We start from the raw sequence: 18,548 nt of genomic DNA, 5'->3' as shown, positions 1-18,548 counted from the left end.
CCCTCGGTCTCCCGATCACGGGTTTCGACGCGCCGTCGTGTCGGCTCTATAGGCTGGCGGTCATGAGCGCGCCCCTGAAGCTCTCCCCCTCGGCCCCCGCTGCGGAGTCCGCAGAGGGACGGCGCCCGCGCGCGCTCGTGATCGCCGAGGCGTGGCGGGAGCTCGGTCCGGGTGTCGCTGCGCTGAGCAACGGCTCGGGGCGTCCGCTCGCCCGCACGTTGAAGCTGATCCTCGATCCGCTGGTGATCCGCCCGGTGCAGAATCCCGGACTCGCCGGGGGGACTCTGACGTCGGATGCCGCGGCCGAGCTGCACGACCGCATCCGGGCCGCCGGCGGCGATCTGACCGCTGCGGCAGCCTGGTTCCTGGAGCTGAAGGCCGCTCGGCGACGACTGCGGATCACCGACGGCAACCCGCAGGAGAAGTACTTCCAGCGCTGCTTCGAGCTGGCCCGCACCTCGGGGCCGCCGTCGGCCGATGCCGATGTCGTCGCCGCAGAGGTCGTGACGGAGATCGCCGAGGCCTCGGGCGACTCGCTGCTCGCTCAGGTGCGGGAGCTGCTCAGAGACGAGACGGCTGCGACGCGTCTCGGCGAGGAGCTCGGCGACGCATGGGCACGCCGCCCCGGCCCCGGACCCGCAGCGGCGTCGGCGTCGGAATCGGCGGAGACGGTGGCCGCCGCCCTCGACGCTTGCCCGACCGGGGACGGGTCGGCGCCCCTCTCCCTTCTCGTGGACGGCTCCGCGGGCTCCACGGCGGGCGCTCGGCTCGCCGACGACGGAGCCGCGCAGCAGCTCGGGCTGACCCGGCATCTGCTCCCTCCCGCACCCCGGCTCGGTGAGACGGCGTCCAAGCGCGACCTGCCGCTGCCCTTCGACCGCTCGATCTTCGAGCGCCTCTTCGCCGCGCTCTCGGGCGGCGCGCGCGTGGATCTCGGCATCGACGCGGAAGAGCTGATCGCCGCGGAGATCGTCCGCTCGACGAGCGCCTGGCAGCTCGGCGAGGAGGACAGCAGGGTCGCCATGCTGCTCGGCGCCGAGGCGAGCACCGCCCTCGACGCGGGACGCGCGGCGCAGCCGACCGCGGCCCACCGTCTGCTCGCGGCCCGCTGGCACCGCGAGGCCTACGTGCGCCGGGCGCTGCGGCTTCCCGAGGGTGCCAGCGGAGTGCCGGCATCCGTCGTCGACGACATCCGCACCGTGCGGCGCGGATACCTGCGGCGACTGTGGGTGCGTCTGCACGGCAGGGAGCTGCGCGAGCAGCCCCTCGATCCGCGGGACGTGTGGGATCTCCTCGACGGCGTGCTGCGCTCGGTCGTGATGGATCAGCGCCAGCGGTTGAAGACGATGATGGTCCGCGGCGCGGACGAGCGGGAAGCGACGGAGGCGGCATGACCCTGCGGATCAGGGTGCAGGGCGATCTCGCGCACCTCTCCTCGGCCGACGGAGCGTTCGATCGGGTGCCCTGTCTCACCGCGGTGGTCGAGGTCAGGGGCGGGCTGCTGCACGGGGACCCGACCGGGCCTGCCTCCCTTCCGGATGCCGACATCGACGACGTCGACGCGGCGAGCGCCTGGCTCGCAGACGTGTACGGGCCGGAGACAGCGGATGCCGTCATCCGCGGCGTCCACGGTGCGACCCGCGTCGAACCGGGCGATCAGACGGTCATCGACGCCGTGCTCCGTCTCGTTCGCCTCTCCTGGACGAAGGCGTGGTGGCCGGCCGGATCTCGGGTGCCCGCCGTCGACCCGGTGCTGCTCGCCGCCGAGATCGCGCTCGTCTCGCACGCCGTGGAGCACCTCCTCGACGACGACCTGGCGACCGAGAGGGCCCTCGCCGACGCCGCCGGCATCGCATCCGCCCTGACCGCGCTCCCTCCTGCGCTCACCGCGGAGGGGGAACGGCTCCTCTCCGCGCTGACGGCGCTGTCCGAGGACTACGGCGTGGCCCTCGATCCGGCAGAGACCGCTGCGGCGGACGCCGCGCAGGTCCGTCAGGAGTGGGCGCTCGCCGCGGGTGGAGCGCGGGATGCGTCCGACGGCATCGAGGTCGCCTCCCGTTCGGCCTCCGTGCGGTGGGGCGACGTGCCCGCGCAGACGGTCGACGCGGAGGCCGAGGCGCGGTGGACGCTGCGGCAGAGCGCCGGTGTCGTGACGCTGCGGGTGGAGGTGCCCGCCGTCGACGCCCCGTCCTCCGGCCGCACGCTCGCCGCGCGCTTCGGACCGGCGGAGCTCGGCGTCGACGTCGCCCTCCGCCGCGACGGGGCGCTCTTCCGCGGCCAGGCGGAGGTTCCGGCATCCGCTCTCTTCCTCCCCGCAGGCGAACGGCTGCTCTGGGTGCGGGACCCCGTACTGAGTCCCGCTGACGCCGATGCTCCTGACTCGGCGGCGGACCGCGAACGGGTGCTCTCCTTCGCGGCCACGCGGATGCTCTCCCCCGACGCCTCCCTCGCTGAACGGGCCGCGGGGTCGAGCCGATGACCTCCCCCGAGGAGCGCCCGCCGAGCGCCGTGCTCGGCCGCATCCCGGCGACTCCTCGGTGGAAGCCGGGACGCGACAGGAACAACGAGGCGGCGATGATGCTGCACGAGGGGCGCGTGGACGAGGCCGCGGTCGCGCTGCGCGAGGTGGTGGCCCTCACCCGCGTGGCCGATGTCGACGGTGAGGGCCTGGACATGCGCGCCAGGGCGCTGCTGAACCTCGCGGCGGCGCACGAGTTCCGCGGCGATCTGGCCGAGGCGCTGCGCACGGCCGACGAGGGCCTGGCCGCGGCATCCGATGCGCTCGGCCTGATCGGAGACGAACGCGCGACGCGCACCGTGCTGATCAACGGCATGCTGTCGAGGGCGCAGACCCTCACGCAGCTGGACCGTCTCGACGACGCCCTCTCCGGCATCGCGGAGGCCGAGGCCCAGCTGGACGCGGACGACCTCGATCAGCGCGAGCTCCTCGCGTTCTCCGTGCACAACGCGCGCACTGTGGTGCTGATCACCACCGGCCGTCTGCAGGAGGCGCAGGACGAGGCCCAGCGCGCCCTGTCCGTCGCTCTGGGCGTCGGCCCCGAGCTCTCCGGACACGCATACGCGAACCTCGGCGTGATCGCTCAGCGCACCGGCGACGACACCGCCGCACGGGAGTATCTGCAGCTCGCGCATCAGGCCCAGGAACTCTCCGGCGACGCGACGAGCCGCCAGCACGCCGTCGAGAACCTCGCTCGCGTGGCGATGCAGGAGGGACGGCTCCGTGAGGCGGAGGAGGGCTTCCGTCAGGCCGCCGAGCTCGCCAGACGGATCGGCCTCACGACACGGCTGGCTGCCAGCAGGACGGGACTCGCCGCTGTACTGCTGCAGTCGGGGCGGACGGGGGCGGCCGCCAAGGCGCTGCGCGTGCTGCTCGATGAGCTCGACCGGGATGCCGCCGTGCACGAGCGGCTGGAGGCCTACTCGTTCCTCGGCGACGCGGAGTCGGCACGCAATCGGTATCCGGCGGCCGACGACGCCTACCGCGCCGCACGGGAGCTCGCGCGATCACCCCACGATCGCGGCAGGATCGACCTGCGACGCGCCGAGATGCACGCCGAGTGGGCGGCGATGTCGATCACCCCGCGCTCTCGTCTCGCCCGGCTGGAGAAGGCGCGCGACCTCGCGATCCCCGTCCTTCTGCTCACGGAGGCGCTGCGCGACGGGTTCGCACCCGGTGGCACCAGGGAGCGCTGGAGCCTGCAGGTCGCCGCACCCGCACGCGCGCTGGCGTTCCGCCTGGCCCGCACGCTCGGCGACTCCGCGCTGCTGTTCGAGCTCGTCGAGAACGCGGCTGCGTCCGTGACGCTGCAGGCGGATGCCGCGGTCGAGGTCACCGCGCCCCTCCCCTTCGAGCGGCCGCGGGCCTCCGCCGTCGAGAGGGAGCGCGACGAGCGGGAGCGCGACGAGCTCCCTGCGGCCGCTGCGGGCCTGCTCGGCGGAGAGGGCACGGCATCCTTCCGCTTCGCGCCGCCGCCGCGGGTCATCGCCGTACCCGGCGCCGCGCCGGCGCTCGACACGTGGATCCGGAAGGCGGAGGCCGAGTACGGCGTCCCGCTGCGCTCCGAGGCTGTGGTGCCGGCGTGGTGAGCAACTGGAGACAGCTCCCCGGCCTCGGCGCCCCACTGCCCCTCGCCCGCGCCGAGGGCGCCGCCGTGCTCCTCGATCTGCCAGACGGCGAGCGGCCGACGGCCCGTCTGCGCTTCGTCGACGGCGACGATCTGTTCGTGAGCTGGGTGTGGGAGCACCAGCGCAGCTCGCCCCGGATGACCCTCATCGCCCGGGATCTCGTCGCGCCGGTGCTCGACCGCCTCGCGCGGGCCCTGCCCTCCCCCCTGCCGGGAGAGAGCGGGGTCGATGCGCTGACCAGAGCACTCACCCACGGCGACCTCCTGGACCCGGAGCGCGAGCAGGAGCTCGCCGGGATGCTCACCGCCGCGCTGATCCCGCAGTGGCTGGGCGCCGAGCTCGACGCCCTCGAAGAGGCCGGACTGCGCCCTCATCTGCGGATCCAGCTGTCTCCCTCCACCGCGCAGCTGCCGTGGGAGCTGCTGAGCACCTCCGGTCGTGAACGCGGCGTCGACATGGCCGATGCGTCCGTCCTGCTGCCCGCCACGCTGCGCAACGATCCGTCCAGATCGGTGTCGCCCTGGTCGCCCTCCTCCCCCGTCGCGGCGGTGCTGGATCCGGTGGTCCCCGGCTTCTCCGACACGAGCGAGCTGGGGAGCGTGCTCGGCCCCGTCTCGCCCGACTCCCCGCTGGCGCTGGCCATCGACGCGCTCGGACGGCGACGGATGCCGCAGGGAGACGCGTTCCGCCGTGCGGACATCGACCGAATCGCGTTGGCGAATGCCCTCGACGGGGCAGGACGGCTCCTCTACGTCGGGCACGTCACCGCCTCGACGCACGCGCTCGACGCCCGCCTCCACCTGTCCGACGGCGCAGACGCCCCCGGTGACACCCCGCCGATCGGGGCGCATCGGCCCTACTCCGCCGCCGAGATCGCCCTGGGCGGCGCAGGGCTCCCGCCGTTGACCGCGCCGAACCGCGTGGCGCTCATCGCGTGCGACTCCGGCACCGACCTGCGCTTCGCCGAGCCGACCGGTCTCGTGGCCGCGTTCCTGCACCGCGGCGCGGAGTACGTGACCGCGACCCGGTGGACCCTGCCCACCGAGGCGGGTCTGCGCCGTCTCGTCCCCGCTCTCGGCGACCGTGCGGAGGGGATGCTGACCGACGCGGTCATCGCCGTGAACGCCGCGCACGAGTCGCACGACCCGGTCGGCTCCCTGGCTGCCTGGCAGCGGGAGCAGCGCATGCGGTGGACCTCCACCGGAGACCCGCGTCACTCCCCGATCATGTGGGGCGCCTTCGCGACCGCCTGGGCCCCGGCGCCGGAGCGAGTCTGACGGATCGGCGCAGCGCGCGTCCGTCACTCATGCGCGACGGCTCCGCATCGCCCGCGTGTGCGCGAGCGAGGGGTCCGCGGCGAGGGCCGCGTACTCCTCGGACTCCCGGGGCACGAGGGCGACCCTGCCGTCGGCGTCGTGGAGGATGCCCCAGCCGTAGCGCTTGCCCAGCGGCGACGATCTCAGGCAGGGCTGGCCCTTCGAGAAGAACACCGCCCTGGCGTCGTCGTCGTCCGATGCGATGCCGGCGCGGAGCGCGAACGTCTCGAAGATCACGTCGTCCGAGGTGCGTGCGTAGGGCTGTTCGGTGATCAGCCGGTAGTGGAGCGCGGCGATCGTCGGCTTCTCGGTCGTCGGCGGCTCGGTGGCGCCGTCTGCAGGGCAGTCGTCGGCGACCTCGATGAACGTCGAGACGTAGTTCGTCGTGTGGAGACCCATGCGCCCATCCTCGCGCGTCCCGCCGACATCAGCACGAGCATCCGTCATGAACGACGACGCAAGGGCAGTATGGGACCCATGAACCCTCTCGTGCGCCCCCGGGACGACCGCATGCTCGCCGGCGTCTGCGCCGCCCTCGCCCTGCGCTTCGGGGTGAAGGCGTCCACCGTCCGCGTGCTCAGTGTGCTGCTGGTGCTGTTCGCAGGTCTGTCGCTGTGGGCGTACGTGCTCCTCTGGATCGTCATCCCGAACGAGTGACCGGAGCCCATGTCCGTCCCCTCGGCGATGATGGAGGGATGAGCGACGCTTCGACAGGCTCAGAGCATCGCGTGCTCGACCGGTTCACCCCCGCGACGCAGGACTGGTTCCGTGGGGCGTTCACCGCGCCCACTCCGGCGCAGGCGGGTGCGTGGGACGCGATCTCGGCGGGCAAGCACGCCCTGGTCGTCGCACCGACGGGCTCGGGCAAGACGCTCTCGGCGTTCCTCTGGGCGATCGACAGCGTGTTCCGCGAGCGCATGGCGGCGGGCGGAGCGGAGCCGAAGAAGGATGCCGCCCGCACCCGCATCCTCTACATCTCGCCGCTGAAGGCGCTGGGCGTCGATGTGGAGCGCAACCTGCGCTCCCCCCTCATCGGCATCGGACAGTCGGCCCGGCGCCTCGGAACGACCTCGCCGTCGGTCACGGTCGGGGTTCGGTCGGGCGACACGACGTCGAGCGACCGGCGCAAGCTCGTCTCCGATCCTCCGGACATCCTCATCACCACCCCGGAGTCGCTGTATCTGATGCTGACCAGTCGCGCCGGGGAGACCCTGCGCGACGTGCACACCGTGATCATCGACGAGGTGCACGCGGTGGCGGCGACCAAGCGCGGCGCGCATCTCGCGGTGAGCCTCGAGCGGCTCGACGCCCTGCGCACGGCCCACGGCGCCGAGCGCCCGGCGCAGCGCATCGGCCTGTCGGCCACGGTGCGGCCGATCGACGAGGTGGCGCGCTTCCTCGGCGGAGCAGCGCCGGTGGAGATCGTCGCGCCTCCCGCGTCCAAGACCTTCGAACTCGCCGTCGTCGTTCCGATGGACGACATGACGAACCCGCCGCCACCCCCGGGGGTCGCCGCCCCCGTCGACGGAGAGCCCGCCGAGTACACGGAGGTCACCGGCTCGATCTGGCCCCATGTCGAGGAGGCGATCGTCGATCGCATCCTCGAGAACAACTCCACGATCGTGTTCGCGAACTCGCGGAGGCTCGCCGAACGGCTCACTGGTCGCCTCAACGAGATCTACTCGGAGCGCAACGGCATCCCGCTCCCAGAGGCGACGATCCCCGCCGCGATGATGGCGCAGGCGGGGGCGACAGCGGGCGCCGACCCCGTGCTCGCGAAGGCCCACCACGGCTCGGTGTCGAAGGAGCAGCGGGCGCAGGTCGAGGAGGAGCTGAAGTCCGGCATCCTCCGCTGCGTCGTGGCGACCAGCAGCCTCGAGCTCGGCATCGACATGGGCGCGGTCGACCTCGTGATCCAGGTCGAGGCGCCGCCCTCCGCCGCCTCCGGCCTTCAGCGCGTCGGACGCGCGGGGCACCAGGTCGGCGAGATCAGCCGCGCCGCCCTCTTCCCCAAGCACCGAGGCGACGTCCTGCACACCGCCATCGTCACCGAGCGGATGCTGGCGGGGCAGATCGAGGCCATCCAGGTGCCGCGCAATCCGCTCGACATCCTGGCCCAGCAGACGGTCGCCGCCAGCGCGCTCGGCGAGATCAGCGTCGAGGAGTGGTTCGAGACGGTCCGCCGCTCGGCCCCCTTCCAATCGCTCCCCCGCTCGGCGTACGAGGCGACGCTCGACCTGCTGGCGGGGCGCTTCCCGTCCGACGAGTTCGCCGAGCTGCGGCCGCGTCTGGTGTGGGACAGGGATGCCGGCACGCTGACCGGCCGTCCCGGTGCGCAGCGCATCGCCGTGACGAGCGGCGGCACGATCCCCGATCGCGGTCTGTTCGGGGTGTTCGTGGCCGGCGAGACCACGGGCGCGAGGGTCGGCGAGCTCGACGAGGAGATGGTCTACGAGTCGCGCGTCGGCGACGTGTTCACGCTCGGCACCACCAGCTGGCGCATCGCCGAGATCACGCACGACCGCGTCAACGTGATCCCCGCGTACGGCCAGCCGGGCAAGGTCCCGTTCTGGCACGGCGACGGCATCGGCCGTCCGTTCGAGCTGGGCGAGGCGCTCGGCAAGTTCTCTCGAGAGGTGTCGGCGGCGACGCCCGAGAAGGCGGCGCAACGCCTGATCGAGGCGGGTCTCGACGAGCAGGCGAGGGCGAACCTCATGGCTTACCTCACCGAGCAGCGAGAGGCCACCGGCACTCTTCCCACCGACAGGACTCTCACCGTCGAGCGCGGACGCGACGAGGTCGGCGACTGGCGCGTCATCCTGCATTCCCCGTACGGCATGAAGGTGCACGCCCCGTGGGCGCTCGCGATCAACGCGCGGGTCCGCGAGCGACTCGGCGTCGAGGGATCGGCGGTAGCGAGCGACGACGGCATCATCGTGCGCATCCCCGATGCCGAGGCCGAGCCTCCGGGGGCCGACCTCTTCGTGTTCGACCCCGACGAGCTGGAGCATCTGGTCACGGAGGAGGTCGGCGGCTCTGCCCTGTTCGCCTCTCGGTTCCGCGAGTGCGCGGCGCGCGCGCTGCTCATGCCGCGCATGAACCCGAACAAGCGGACGCCGCTGTGGCAGCAGCGTCAGCGCTCGGCGCAACTGCTCGAGGTGGCGAGGCGGCATCCGACCTTCCCGGTGATCCTGGAGACCCTGCGCGAGGTGCTGCAGGACGTCTACGACCTTCCGTCGCTGCGAAAGCTCGCGACCGCGATCGCCGACCGACGCGTCCGGCTCGTCGAGACGCAACCCGCGCAGCCGTCGCCCTACGCGCGCGATCTGCTGTTCGGGTACGTCGGCGCCTTCATGTACGAGGGCGACTCGCCGCTGGCCGAGCGCAGGGCCGCCGCGCTCTCGGTCGACCCCGCCCTGCTCGGCGAGCTGCTGGGGACGGTCGAGCTGCGTGAACTGCTCGATCCCGCGGTGATCGCGCAGTTCGAACGAGAGGCCCAGCGCCTCGACCCCGAGCGCCGAGCTCGGGGGCTCGAGGGCGTCGCCGACCTGCTCAGGATGCTGGGACCGCTGGATGCCGCGGAGGTCGCAGAGCGGCTCGAGGAGCCCTCGGATGCCGCCTCTCACCTCGACGCCCTCGTCGCCGCTCGGCGGGCGATCCCCGTGACCGTCGCCGGGGTGTCGCGGGTGGCGGCGATCGAAGACGCGGGTCGACTGCGCGACGCCCTCGGGGTCGCGCTCCCGACCGGCATCCCCGTGGCCTTCCTCGAACCGGTGGCCGATCCTCTCGGCGACCTCGTCGCCCGGCACGCCCGCACGCACGGTCCGTTCACGACGGATGCCGTCGCCTCTCGCTTCGGACTCGGCGCGGCCGTCGCACGCCACACCCTGCAGCGGCTGGAGACCGCCGGGCGCATCACCAGCGGATACTTCCTGCCGGAGGCCGCAGGCAGCGCCTCCGATCTGGAGTGGTGCGACACCGAGGTGCTGCGGCGTCTGCGGATGCGCTCGCTCGCCGCCATCCGCGGCAGTGTCGAGCCGGTGTCCCCAGAGGCGTACGCGCGGTTCCTCCCCGACTGGCAGCATCTGAAGCGCCCTCTCGACGGCCTCGACGGGGTGCTCAGCGTGATCGAGCAGTTCGCCGGGGTGCCCATCCCCGCGAGCGCCTGGGAGTCGCTGGTGCTCCCCTCGCGTGTGCACGATTACGTCCCCGCGATGCTCGACGAGCTGACGGCCGCCGGCGAGGTCGTCTGGGCCGGCAACGGCACGCTCCCCGGTCGCGACGGCTGGGTGTCGCTGCACCCTGCCGACCTCGCTCCCTTCACGCTCCCCGAGCCCGAGACGGAGCTGGCGACCGGATCCCTGGAGGCCCAGGTGCTGTCGGCTCTGCACGCCGGGGGCGCCTACTTCGCCGCGCAGCTGAAGGAGATGACCGGCGCCGAGAACGAGCAGTCCGTGCTCGACGCACTGTGGTCGCTGACCTGGGCGGGGCGGGTCACCAACGACACCTTCTCGCCGTTGCGATCGCTGCTCGCCGGCGGCTCGCAGGCGCACAAGGTCACCCGCCGGGCTCCGCGAGCGCGCACCTACCGCGGGGTGTCCCTCACCCGCACCGCCCCGAGGCCGACGTCCATCGGAGGCCGCTGGTCGCTCCTGCCCGCAGTGGAGACGGATGCCGCGCGCCGCGCGACCGTCACGGCGGGGCTCCTCCTCGACAGGTACGGCGTGGTCACCCGCGGTGCCGTGCAGGCCGAGGGCGTGCCCGGCGGCTTCGCTCAGGCGTACCGGGTGCTGGCGGGCTTCGAAGAGGCCGGGCACTGCCGCCGTGGCTACGTCATCGAGAAGCTGGGGGCCGCGCAGTTCGCGGCATCCGCGACCGTCGACCGCCTCCGCACCTTCGCCGGTCTCGCCGACCCTCCGCCGCGTACGGCGGTCACACTTGCGGCGACCGATCCGGCGAACCCGTACGGCGCCGCACTCGGCTGGCCGCGTCGTGAGGGCGTCTCCCACCGTCCTGGGCGCAAGGCGGGCGGGCTGGTCGTGCTGGTCGACGGAGCGCTCGTGCTGTACCTCGAACGGGGCGGTCGCACAGTGCTGTCGTTCAGCGACGACCTCGATGTGCTGCGGGCGGCCTCGTCCGACCTGGCGGCGACGGCGCGAGCCAGGCGCCTCGACACCCTCACGGTCGAGAAGGTGAACGGCGACGGCGTCTACGGCACCGACTTCGCGCTCGCCCTGCAGGAGGCCGGGTTCGTCGTCACCCCGCGCGGCTACACGCTCCGTAGAGCGATCTGAGCTCCTGCTCCTGACCGGCCGTTCCTGCACGATTTCGGAGCCGACCTGCCGGGGACAGTTTCGGCGATGAGAACTGCCGGGCACATCCGATCTGATCGGGCCGTCATCGCGATGTCGTCCTCGACGCATACCCTGGTCACATGATCCAGGAGTTCGGCATCGGAGTGCGGACGCTGCTGCGCGGGTTCACGCTGTGGCGCACGCGTCCAGGACTGATGAACCTCGGTCTCGTCCCCGCGCTCATCTCGCTCGCGATCCTCGCGGCGGTGCTGCTGCCGCTGGTCTTCGGGATGACGTCGATCTCGGCGTGGCTGACCCCGTTCGCGGAGGAGTGGCCCGCGCCGTGGAAGGGACTGGTCCGTGGCGCCGTCGGGTTCGTCGTCGTCGCGGCCGCCATCGCGCTGTCCACCGTGGTGTTCAGCGCACTGACGCTGACGATCGGCGACCCTTTCTACCAGCGCATCTGGCATGCCGTCGAGGTCGACCTCGGCGACCCTCCGCCTTCCGATGGAGGCGGGTTCTGGTCAGCCCTCGCCGAAGGCCTGCGCCTGGTCGTTCTCGGCATCCTGATCGCCCTCGTCGTGCTCCTGATCGGCTTCGTCCCGCTGATCGGCGGCTTCCTGGCGGCCGTGCTCGGAGTGATCCTCTCCGGTCGGCTTCTCGCTCGGGAGCTCACGGGCCGCGCGTTCGACGCTCGCGACTTCAGCCCGCTCGACAGGGCGGCGCTCTTCTCGGGCAGCAGGGCGCGGGTACTGGGTTTCGGTGTGGCGACGCAGCTGTGCTTCCTGATCCCCGGGGGCGCCGTCGTCGTCATGCCTGTCGCCGTCGCCGCGTCGACGATGCTCGCGCGCGACATGATGGCGCGCACCCCGCTGACACCGCTGACGCCCCCGGACGCTCGGCCCATCTGATGCCCGAAGGCGACACCGTCTTCCGCACTGCGAAGCGACTCGACGACGCTCTGGCCGGCGCCGAGGTCACCCGCTTCGACCTCAGGGTGCCGCGGGCCGCGACCGTGGATCTGACCGGTCAGCTGGTTCACGGCGCGGTGGCCAGGGCAAGCACCTGCTGCTGCGGATCGGGGACAGCACGGTGCATTCGCATCTGCGCATGGACGGCGCCTGGTTCGTGTACGCCCCCGGGGAGAAGTGGCGGCATCCGGCGTTCAAGGTCCGCGCGATCGTCGGCACAGCGAAGCGCGAGGCGGTCGGCGTCGACCTGGCTGAGATCGAGGTGGTGCCGACTCGCGACGAGGCTCAGCTCATCGGCTACCTCGGCCCCGATCCCCTCGCGGAGGACTGGGATGCCGAGGAGGCGATCCGCAGACTCGAGGCGGATCCGAGGAGCGTTCACGTCGCCCTCCTGGATCAGCGAAATGTCGCCGGGTTCGGCAATGAGTACGCGGCAGAACTCCTGTTCCTGCGCGGAATCCTCCCCGAGAGGCCCGTGCAGGACGTGGACGTCGCCGCCCTCGTGGATCTCGGTGTCAGGACGATCCGAGCCAATCGCGACCGGGCCGACCGCACCTTCACCGGAGTCAATCGTCCGGGGCAGACGACGTGGGTCTACGGACGGGCCGGACGCCCTTGTCGACGCTGCGGGACCCCGATCCGGAAGGGATCTCAGGGCGCGGATCCGACCCGTGAACGGGTGACGTTCTGGTGTCCGAGCTGCCAACGATGAGCAGCATCCCGGTTCGGGAATGAAATCGGCTGTCCCGTCGTTGTTGCTATATCCGGAGAACTCCGGACACGGGAGGAATCGTGGGCAAGAACTACGTCGACATCGAGAACGACCAGGGCGGGACGCTGCGCTACCGTAAGCACGCCAACGGCCGAGGTCTCGTCGCGCATGGCGCGAAGGTGCATCCCAAGGCGCACATCGAGGCCGGCGCCTATATCGAACCCGGCGCGCGCGTCGGCGCCGGGGCGACGATCGCGCGCGGAGCGTGGGTCGACGCGGATGCCGTGATCGGCGACAACGCGCACATCGATGCGCACGCGCACATCGGTCAGGGCGCTGCGATCGGCGATGGGGCGCATGTGGGCGTCCGTACCGAGATCGGCGCTGGTGCACGCATCGTGCGCGGAGCGCGTATCGGCGACGACGAGACCGTCGCCGCCGGTCTCACCGTTGCGACGGACCCGAAGGGCCTCTGGCTCGCGGCCTGAGCGGGCTCAGCCACCGCCGCGGGGTGCGTGACGGTGTGCGTGCGTCAGAGCAATCTGCGTTCCGAGGTGCGTTACGGTGTGCGTGGGTCAGAGCAATCTCCGCTCCGAGGTGCGTGACGGCATGCGTCAGAGCAATCTCCGCTCCGATGCCCAGACCGTCAGCTCATGTCGTGATGACAGCTGGAGTTTGCGAAGCACCGCGGACACATGCGTCTCGACCGTCTTGATCGAGATGAACAGCTCGGACGCGACCTCCTTGTAGGCATAGCCTCGCGCGATCAGTCGCATGACCTCCTGCTCGCGTGACGACAGCCTGTCGAGTTCATCCTGCGCGGTGGCTGTCTCCCCTGCGACGGCACCGAACGCGTCGAGCACGAAACCCGCGAGCCGAGGCGAGAACACGGCGTCCCCGTCTGCCACTGCGCGCACGGCACTGCTCACCTCGACGCCGGACGAGCCTTTGGTGATGTACCCCCGAGCTCCGGCACGGATCACGCGAACCACGTCTTCCGCGGCATCCGACACGCTCAGCGCGAGGAAGCGGGCGGTCGTCGGCGTGGAGCCTCGGATCACCTCCTCGCCGCCGGTCGCATCCGTACCCCCACCCCCGGGGAGATGAACGTCGAGCAGCACGACGTCGGGGCCGGTCTCGCGGATGACGGCGATCGCCGACGGGACGTCGGCTGCCTCTCCGACCACGTCGACCGTCGCATCGAGATCTGCGCGGAGACCGGATCGGAAGATCGAGTGGTCGTCGACGATCACGACGCGGATGGCCTCAGCCACGGTTCTCTCCTGGGGTCGGGAGGTGCAGATGGATCTCGGTGCCCTTGTCGTCGCTGCGTACGGTTCCGGTGCCGCCGTACCGGCGCATGCGTCCGACGATCGACTCGCGCACCCCGAGGCGATCGCTCGGCACCTCGTCGAGAGCGAACCCTGCGCCACGATCTCTGATGAACACATCCACCCCCGCCGCGCTGCCCTCGATGTAGACGGAGATCTCCCCGCCGGCGTGCCTGGCAGCGTTCAGCATCGCCTCCCGCGCCGCGGCGGCGAGCCCTCCGCTCGCGCGTTCGGCGGAGAGGCCCGCCGACACGACGTCGATCCGCACCGGGAAGTCGAGTTCGAGGGCCCCCGCGTAGTCCCTCAGATCGGTGGGCAGATCGCTGTCCGCCGGGGCATCGCCGTCGTACAACCACGCTCGAAGCTCCCGCTCCTGCGCTCGGGCGAGCCGCGCCGCCTCACTCGACGCTCCTGCCCTGTTCTGGATCAACGCGAGCGTCTGCAGCACCGAGTCGTGCAGGTGCGCAGCCATCTCGCTGCGCTGCTCCTCGCGGATGCGGCGCACGCGTTCGCCGGTCAGCTCCTTCCACCGATGGATGAGCGTCGACGACAGCACGGCGAGCAGACCGGCGAGCGGCAGCAGCACGAGGGCGACGCTGGCCTCACCTGCGGGCCGCATGAGCAGAAGGGCGAAGAGGAGCGCGAGGAGCAGGACCGCCAGTGCTCTGACAATCAGAGTATGCCGCGGTCCGCGGTCCGCGTCGGTGCGGTCGAACAGCGTCGCCCACAGCCCTGCCCCCGCAGCGAGCGAGGTCGTCACGGTGACCACCACCGCGGCCTCACCGGCGGACACCCCGCCGAGCCAGCTGCCGCCGACGCTCCACGAGAGCACGACGATCACGCCGACGGCCGCCGGGGCGAGGAGCATCCAGGCCACAGGCGCTCGCCTGGTCGGAGTCTGCTCACCCTCGGCCCACGGCATGAACGCCCAGAACCAGAGGTAGAGGAGCAGGCCGGCCCCACCGGACAGCAGCAGGACGACGAACAACGCGCGCACCGTCCACAACGGCGCACTGAGATGCCTGGCCACTCCGGTGCTCACACCGGCGACGACGCACTCGCGATCGCGCACCAGCGGAGGGCGCGCGGGCGCGGAGACCTGAGGAGGTCGTGCAGACGCGGCCGAAGAGGACATGACGACATCCAATCATCCGCGACGACGATCCGAGCCTTCAGCCGACGACAATCAGGGTCCGCTCAGGGGTTCACCCCATGGAACCCGGCATCCGATGTCGAGAAGATCGATGCATGACGATTCCCACAGAGCCGCCACCTGCGGCAGCGGAGACCGACGACGAGGCTGCAGAGGCTCTTCCCTCTGACGCCGCCCCTGATCCCTCTCCCGCCGCGACGCCCCCGGCCTCGGACTCCTGGACGGGCGCGGCCGCCGGTTCGCGCACCGCCCCTCCTCACAGCACCGATCGATTCTTCCTCTGGGTATCCGGCCTCGGCATCGCCCGGACCGATGGGTGGCTCGGCGGCGTCGCCGCGGGCATCGCCGTCCGCCTGCGCATCGATCCGCTGATCGTGCGCGGCGTGCTCGTCGTCGCCGCCCTCTTCGGATTGCCGGTGATCTTCCTCTACGCACTGGCGTGGGCGCTCCTGCCTGACTCGGACGGACGCATCCACACCCGCGATCTGCTGCGGGGCGACTACCAGCCCGTCCAGATCGGCATCCTCGCGATGGCCGTCATCGGGCTCATCCCCACCGCCCCCATCACCGGAACCGTCTTCGGTCTCGGCTATGCCGGATGGTCTGCGCTCTCGCTGATCAGCTGGCTCGTCGGACTCGTGATCGTCGCCGGACTGCTCTTCCTCATCGTGCGTGCCGCAAGCCGCACCCCGGGTGCCGCGGCGCCGGATCTGCCGATGGCTTCCGCAGATCCCGCCGCCCCGGGCGCGCCCGTCACCCTCAGCGACTCGGGTACCGCTGAGGGGACGGGCGCCACTCCCACGAACCTCGCGCCGCCCACCGCCGCCCCGGATCGTCCGGAGCCTCCGGGCGCACCGGTGGCGAACGACCCCGAATCCCTCGCGGCGTGGCGAGCTCAGCATGCTGCGTGGAAGGAACAGGACCAGGCCTGGAGGCGCCAGCAGCAGGATGCCGAGCGTGCCGTGCGCGACCAGCTGCGCAGAGAACGTCAGGCTGAGGCGGCGGTCTTCGCCTCAGAGGCCGCTGAGCGCCGACGCGTACGCAGGGCATCGAATCCTCGAGCGAGCTTCGCCTACGTCGCCGCTGTCATCGGGCTGGCGATCGTCGCCGGTTCCGGCGTCACGCTGTTCACCCTGCAGAGCGGGCTCGGCGAAGCGGCAGGAGCGATCGGTCTCCTCTCGGCGGCGCTGATGCTCGCCCTCGGGATGATCGTCGCCGGCGCCTGGCGCCGACGCAGCGGCTTCCTCGCCTTCGTGACAGTGCTCACACTCGTCGCGGGTCTGATCACCGGGAGCGTCGCGTCGTTCTCAGACCTCGCTTTCGGATCGCGGGGAATCTCGAATGTCGCCGCTCAGACGATCAATCAGCCCTTCGGCGACCTCTACATGACGCTCATGCCCCATGACGACGGCCCCCGACCGCTCGTGGTGAACAAGGGCTCGGGCTCGACGCAGATCGACCTCGAAGCCGGGGTCCGGCTTGACCTGAAGGCCACGGTCGGCGCGCTCCCCGTCGAGTGGGTGCGCATCGACGACGAGACCGGCACGGTGATCGACAGCGGCATCTGGACGTCCGCCGATCGGCACGGTTCACAGACGCTGAACACCAGCGTCGTCGCGGACCGAGGCTCAATCACCACCATCCAGCCTGTGACCATCACCCAGCGATCGGGCAGCATCACCGTCACGATCCATGAACCCGCAGAGGAAGAACGATGAGCACCGACGACTACGCGGCACCGCCCGCGCCGACCGTGGCGCTGGAGCCTCCCGCGGCCGCGATCGCCACCGTGGATCCCTCCCCCGCCGCCGCGATGGCAGCGGTGTCCGCCCCAGCCCCTCCGCGTACACGCTGGGCGGCCATCATCTGGGGAACGCTGTTCGCCGTGATCGCGGGCAACGCGATCTTCCTCCTCGCCGACGATGCACGGCGTGAAGGGATCGCGGGATGGGTGCTCGATCTCACACCGATGACCGTGACATCCTTCGCTCTGCTGGTCGCGGGCGGGCTGGTCCTCCTCCTCGGCGCGATCGGTCTGATCCGCCGCGTTCAACGACGTGCGGCATCCCGAACCCCCTAGTCCGGGGATACCCTGGTCTGATGGCGAAACAACCGCGGCGCCCCTCGCGTCCCCGCGGCCCGGCCGGGCCCGTACGCAAGAACAAGGCGGCTCCGGCTGAACGCTATCCTCCGCGCAAGCCCCCGAAGAAGACCTCTCCGGTGGTGTTCGACGCGCAGGACCCCACGACCGAGGAGGCACGCACGTTCCGCCTCGGCGCCGTCGCCGGCGCGACCCCGGGCAAATGGATCGATGCATGGAAAGACCGGATGCCCAAGGTTCCGCTCGAGCTCGTGCCGATCACGGTGTCCACCCAGAAGTCCGCGATCGACGAGGTCGACGCGGCGCTGGTGCGACTGCCGCTCACCGATGATGCTCTTCACGTCATCACGCTGTACGACGAGCTGCCCGTCGTGGTCGCCGCAATCGACTCGCATCTCCTCGCCGCTGACGAGCTGACCTCGTCCGACCTCGACGGCGAGGTCGTGATCCCCCTGCTCGACGACGCCCTCAGCCAGCTCGACCTACCCGGTACGACTCTCGCCTCGTTCGCGCCGCTCTCCGCCGAGAACGCGATCGAGACCGCGGCCTCCGGAGTCGGCATCGTGGTGGTGCCGATGTCCATCGCCCGACTGCACCACCGCAAGGACGTCGACTACCGCATCCTCACCGACGGCCCGATCTCGACGGTCGCTCTCGCCTGGCCCCGCGATCGCACAACCGCCGACGTCGATACCTTCGTCGGCATCGTTCGAGGCCGCACCGCCAACTCGTCGCGCTGAGCCCGCGCTCAGTAGAATCTCCGAATGGCCTCGCTTCTCTACGTCTGCGTGCGCCCGGAGACCGGGGCGGCGGATGCCGAACACGCATCCTTCCGGCGCGCCCTCGGGGTCGACGTGGTCGACCGCCTCAACCTCCTCGACGAGCCGCTCGACCTCACGCGCCTCGCCCGCTACCGCGGCGTCGTCATCGGAGGCTCCCCGTTCAACGTGAGCGACGCCGCGAAGTCGCTGCTGCAACGTCGGGTCGAAGCCGATCTCGAACGCCTCGCCCAGCACTCCATCGACGGCGGGATCGCGGCGTTCTTCACCTGCTTCAGCATCGGCGTGGTCACACGGATGCTCGGCGGAGAAGTCGCGAACGACACCCCGGAGTCGGCGAGCGCCACCGTCATCGAGACCACGCCCGAGGGCGACGTCGACCCGATCTTCGGTCCGAGCGCGCCGGCTCTCACGGTGTTCACCGCGCACAAGGAGAGCGCCGTCGCCGTCCCCGAGGGCGCCGTGCTGCTCGCCACGAACGCGACCTGCCCCGTGCAGGCGTACCGCGTGGGCGCCCACCTGTACACGGCGCAGTTCCACCCGGAACCCACCCCGCGCGACTTCGCCGACCGGATGACGTTCTACCGCACCACCGGCTACTTCGACCCGGACGAGTTCGATCTCGTGCAGGGCCAGGTGCTCGCGGCATCCGTCACCGAGGGCGCGGCACTGCTTCGACGATTCGCCGAGCACTTCGCCTGAGCCACCGGGGCCGGGCCCTGCTCCGGTGCCACGATCGCCTCAG

General features: G+C 71.4%; 15 protein-coding genes and 1 pseudogene. 13 read left to right on the top strand and 3 right to left on the bottom strand.

Going from position 1 to position 18,548, the window contains the following annotated elements:
- Positions 1–62 precede the first annotated feature (62 nt).
- Genes LC438_RS04015 through LC438_RS04000 form a run of 4 tightly spaced genes read left to right on the top strand, consistent with a single transcriptional unit; the run spans position 63 to position 5,423 of the window.
- Complete coding sequence (locus LC438_RS04015) at positions 63–1,394, top strand: hypothetical protein (RefSeq protein WP_223585918.1); 1,332 nt, start codon at positions 63–65, stop codon at positions 1,392–1,394.
- The gene (locus tag LC438_RS04010) at positions 1,391–2,479 is read left to right on the top strand and encodes a hypothetical protein (protein ID WP_223585917.1); all 1,089 of its coding nucleotides are present in this window, start codon (positions 1,391–1,393) and stop codon (positions 2,477–2,479) included. The genes LC438_RS04015 and LC438_RS04010 overlap by 4 nt, the downstream gene beginning before the upstream one ends.
- Positions 2,476–4,107 carry a tetratricopeptide repeat protein gene (locus LC438_RS04005; protein ID WP_223585916.1) on the top strand — a complete coding sequence of 544 codons (1,632 nt, stop codon included), beginning with the start codon at positions 2,476–2,478 and terminating at the stop codon, positions 4,105–4,107. The genes LC438_RS04010 and LC438_RS04005 overlap by 4 nt, the downstream gene beginning before the upstream one ends.
- Complete coding sequence (locus tag LC438_RS04000; RefSeq protein ID WP_223585915.1) at positions 4,104–5,423, top strand: CHAT domain-containing protein; 1,320 nt, start codon at positions 4,104–4,106, stop codon at positions 5,421–5,423. The genes LC438_RS04005 and LC438_RS04000 overlap by 4 nt, the downstream gene beginning before the upstream one ends.
- A gap of 27 nt (positions 5,424–5,450) precedes the next feature.
- Here LC438_RS04000 and LC438_RS03995 read toward each other — a convergent pair whose 3' ends face one another.
- Positions 5,451–5,861, bottom strand: coding sequence for a DUF6157 family protein (locus tag LC438_RS03995; protein WP_223585914.1), 411 nt, complete (start codon positions 5,859–5,861; stop codon positions 5,451–5,453).
- A 78-nt stretch (positions 5,862–5,939) separates the two neighbouring features.
- Here LC438_RS03995 and LC438_RS03990 point away from each other — a divergent pair, with 78 nt between their 5' ends.
- The 5 genes and pseudogenes from LC438_RS03990 (at position 5,940) to LC438_RS03970 (ending at position 12,927) form a co-directional block, all read left to right on the top strand.
- Complete coding sequence (locus LC438_RS03990; protein ID WP_223585913.1) at positions 5,940–6,119, top strand: PspC domain-containing protein; 180 nt, start codon at positions 5,940–5,942, stop codon at positions 6,117–6,119.
- 38 nt (positions 6,120–6,157) lie between these two features.
- The gene (locus LC438_RS03985; protein ID WP_223585912.1) at positions 6,158–10,756 is read left to right on the top strand and encodes an ATP-dependent helicase; all 4,599 of its coding nucleotides are present in this window, start codon (positions 6,158–6,160) and stop codon (positions 10,754–10,756) included.
- A 140-nt stretch (positions 10,757–10,896) separates the two neighbouring features.
- The gene (locus tag LC438_RS03980; RefSeq protein WP_223585911.1) at positions 10,897–11,667 is read left to right on the top strand and encodes an EI24 domain-containing protein; all 771 of its coding nucleotides are present in this window, start codon (positions 10,897–10,899) and stop codon (positions 11,665–11,667) included.
- Positions 11,667–12,439 (top strand): annotated as a pseudogene (locus LC438_RS03975) (DNA-formamidopyrimidine glycosylase family protein). The gene LC438_RS03980 and the pseudogene LC438_RS03975 overlap by 1 nt, the downstream one beginning before the upstream one ends.
- An 80-nt stretch (positions 12,440–12,519) precedes the next feature.
- Positions 12,520–12,927 (top strand): DapH/DapD/GlmU-related protein, encoded by a 408-nt coding sequence (locus LC438_RS03970; protein WP_105672833.1) that lies wholly within the window; start codon positions 12,520–12,522, stop codon positions 12,925–12,927.
- A gap of 126 nt (positions 12,928–13,053) precedes the next feature.
- Here LC438_RS03970 and LC438_RS03965 read toward each other — a convergent pair whose 3' ends face one another.
- Both LC438_RS03965 and LC438_RS03960 read right to left on the bottom strand, forming a co-directional pair.
- Positions 13,054–13,713: a response regulator transcription factor gene (locus LC438_RS03965; protein WP_105672834.1), complete on the bottom strand. Its 660-nt coding sequence runs from the start codon at positions 13,711–13,713 to the stop codon at positions 13,054–13,056.
- Entirely contained in the window at positions 13,706–14,905 is a 1,200-nt protein-coding gene (locus tag LC438_RS03960) for an ATP-binding protein (protein WP_223585910.1), read from the bottom strand. The genes LC438_RS03965 and LC438_RS03960 overlap by 8 nt, the downstream gene beginning before the upstream one ends.
- Positions 14,906–15,018: 113 nt before the next feature.
- Between LC438_RS03960 and LC438_RS03955 the strand changes: the two genes are divergently transcribed.
- The 4 genes from LC438_RS03955 to LC438_RS03940 are packed head-to-tail and all read left to right on the top strand — an operon-like array spanning position 15,019 to position 18,505.
- Positions 15,019–16,641 carry a PspC domain-containing protein gene (locus LC438_RS03955; protein ID WP_223585909.1) on the top strand — a complete coding sequence of 541 codons (1,623 nt, stop codon included), beginning with the start codon at positions 15,019–15,021 and terminating at the stop codon, positions 16,639–16,641.
- Complete coding sequence (locus tag LC438_RS03950; protein WP_223585908.1) at positions 16,638–17,003, top strand: hypothetical protein; 366 nt, start codon at positions 16,638–16,640, stop codon at positions 17,001–17,003. The genes LC438_RS03955 and LC438_RS03950 overlap by 4 nt, the downstream gene beginning before the upstream one ends.
- Positions 17,004–17,023: 20 nt before the next feature.
- Entirely contained in the window at positions 17,024–17,764 is a 741-nt protein-coding gene (locus LC438_RS03945) for a LysR substrate-binding domain-containing protein (RefSeq protein WP_223585907.1), read from the top strand.
- A 24-nt stretch (positions 17,765–17,788) separates the two neighbouring features.
- Positions 17,789–18,505 (top strand): GMP synthase, encoded by a 717-nt coding sequence (locus tag LC438_RS03940; RefSeq protein WP_105672838.1) that lies wholly within the window; start codon positions 17,789–17,791, stop codon positions 18,503–18,505.
- Positions 18,506–18,548: the final 43 nt, after the last annotated feature.

It is taken from the genome of Microbacterium sp. OVT16B, assembly GCF_019969705.1.
Classification (GTDB): Bacteria; Actinomycetota; Actinomycetes; order Actinomycetales; family Microbacteriaceae; genus Microbacterium; species Microbacterium natoriense.
Note: the sequence above shows the minus strand (reverse complement) of the source record. Positions and strands in the feature narration are given on the sequence as shown.

What these genes read in the sequence shown, in the direction of transcription:
- LC438_RS03995 (WP_223585914.1), bottom strand. Translation starts at nt 5,861, where the DNA reads ATGGGTCTCCACACGACGAACTACGTCTCGACGTTCATCGAGGTCGCC.
- LC438_RS03985 (WP_223585912.1), top strand. Translation starts at nt 6,158, where the DNA reads ATGAGCGACGCTTCGACAGGCTCAGAGCATCGCGTGCTCGACCGGTTC.
- LC438_RS04005 (WP_223585916.1), top strand. Translation starts at nt 2,476, where the DNA reads ATGACCTCCCCCGAGGAGCGCCCGCCGAGCGCCGTGCTCGGCCGCATC.
- LC438_RS03980 (WP_223585911.1), top strand. Translation starts at nt 10,897, where the DNA reads ATGATCCAGGAGTTCGGCATCGGAGTGCGGACGCTGCTGCGCGGGTTC.
- LC438_RS04015 (WP_223585918.1), top strand. Translation starts at nt 63, where the DNA reads ATGAGCGCGCCCCTGAAGCTCTCCCCCTCGGCCCCCGCTGCGGAGTCC.
- LC438_RS03990 (WP_223585913.1), top strand. Translation starts at nt 5,940, where the DNA reads ATGAACCCTCTCGTGCGCCCCCGGGACGACCGCATGCTCGCCGGCGTC.
- LC438_RS03960 (WP_223585910.1), bottom strand. Translation starts at nt 14,905, where the DNA reads ATGTCCTCTTCGGCCGCGTCTGCACGACCTCCTCAGGTCTCCGCGCCC.
- LC438_RS03955 (WP_223585909.1), top strand. Translation starts at nt 15,019, where the DNA reads ATGACGATTCCCACAGAGCCGCCACCTGCGGCAGCGGAGACCGACGAC.
- LC438_RS03940 (WP_105672838.1), top strand. Translation starts at nt 17,789, where the DNA reads ATGGCCTCGCTTCTCTACGTCTGCGTGCGCCCGGAGACCGGGGCGGCG.
- LC438_RS04010 (WP_223585917.1), top strand. Translation starts at nt 1,391, where the DNA reads ATGACCCTGCGGATCAGGGTGCAGGGCGATCTCGCGCACCTCTCCTCG.
- LC438_RS03950 (WP_223585908.1), top strand. Translation starts at nt 16,638, where the DNA reads ATGAGCACCGACGACTACGCGGCACCGCCCGCGCCGACCGTGGCGCTG.
- LC438_RS03945 (WP_223585907.1), top strand. Translation starts at nt 17,024, where the DNA reads ATGGCGAAACAACCGCGGCGCCCCTCGCGTCCCCGCGGCCCGGCCGGG.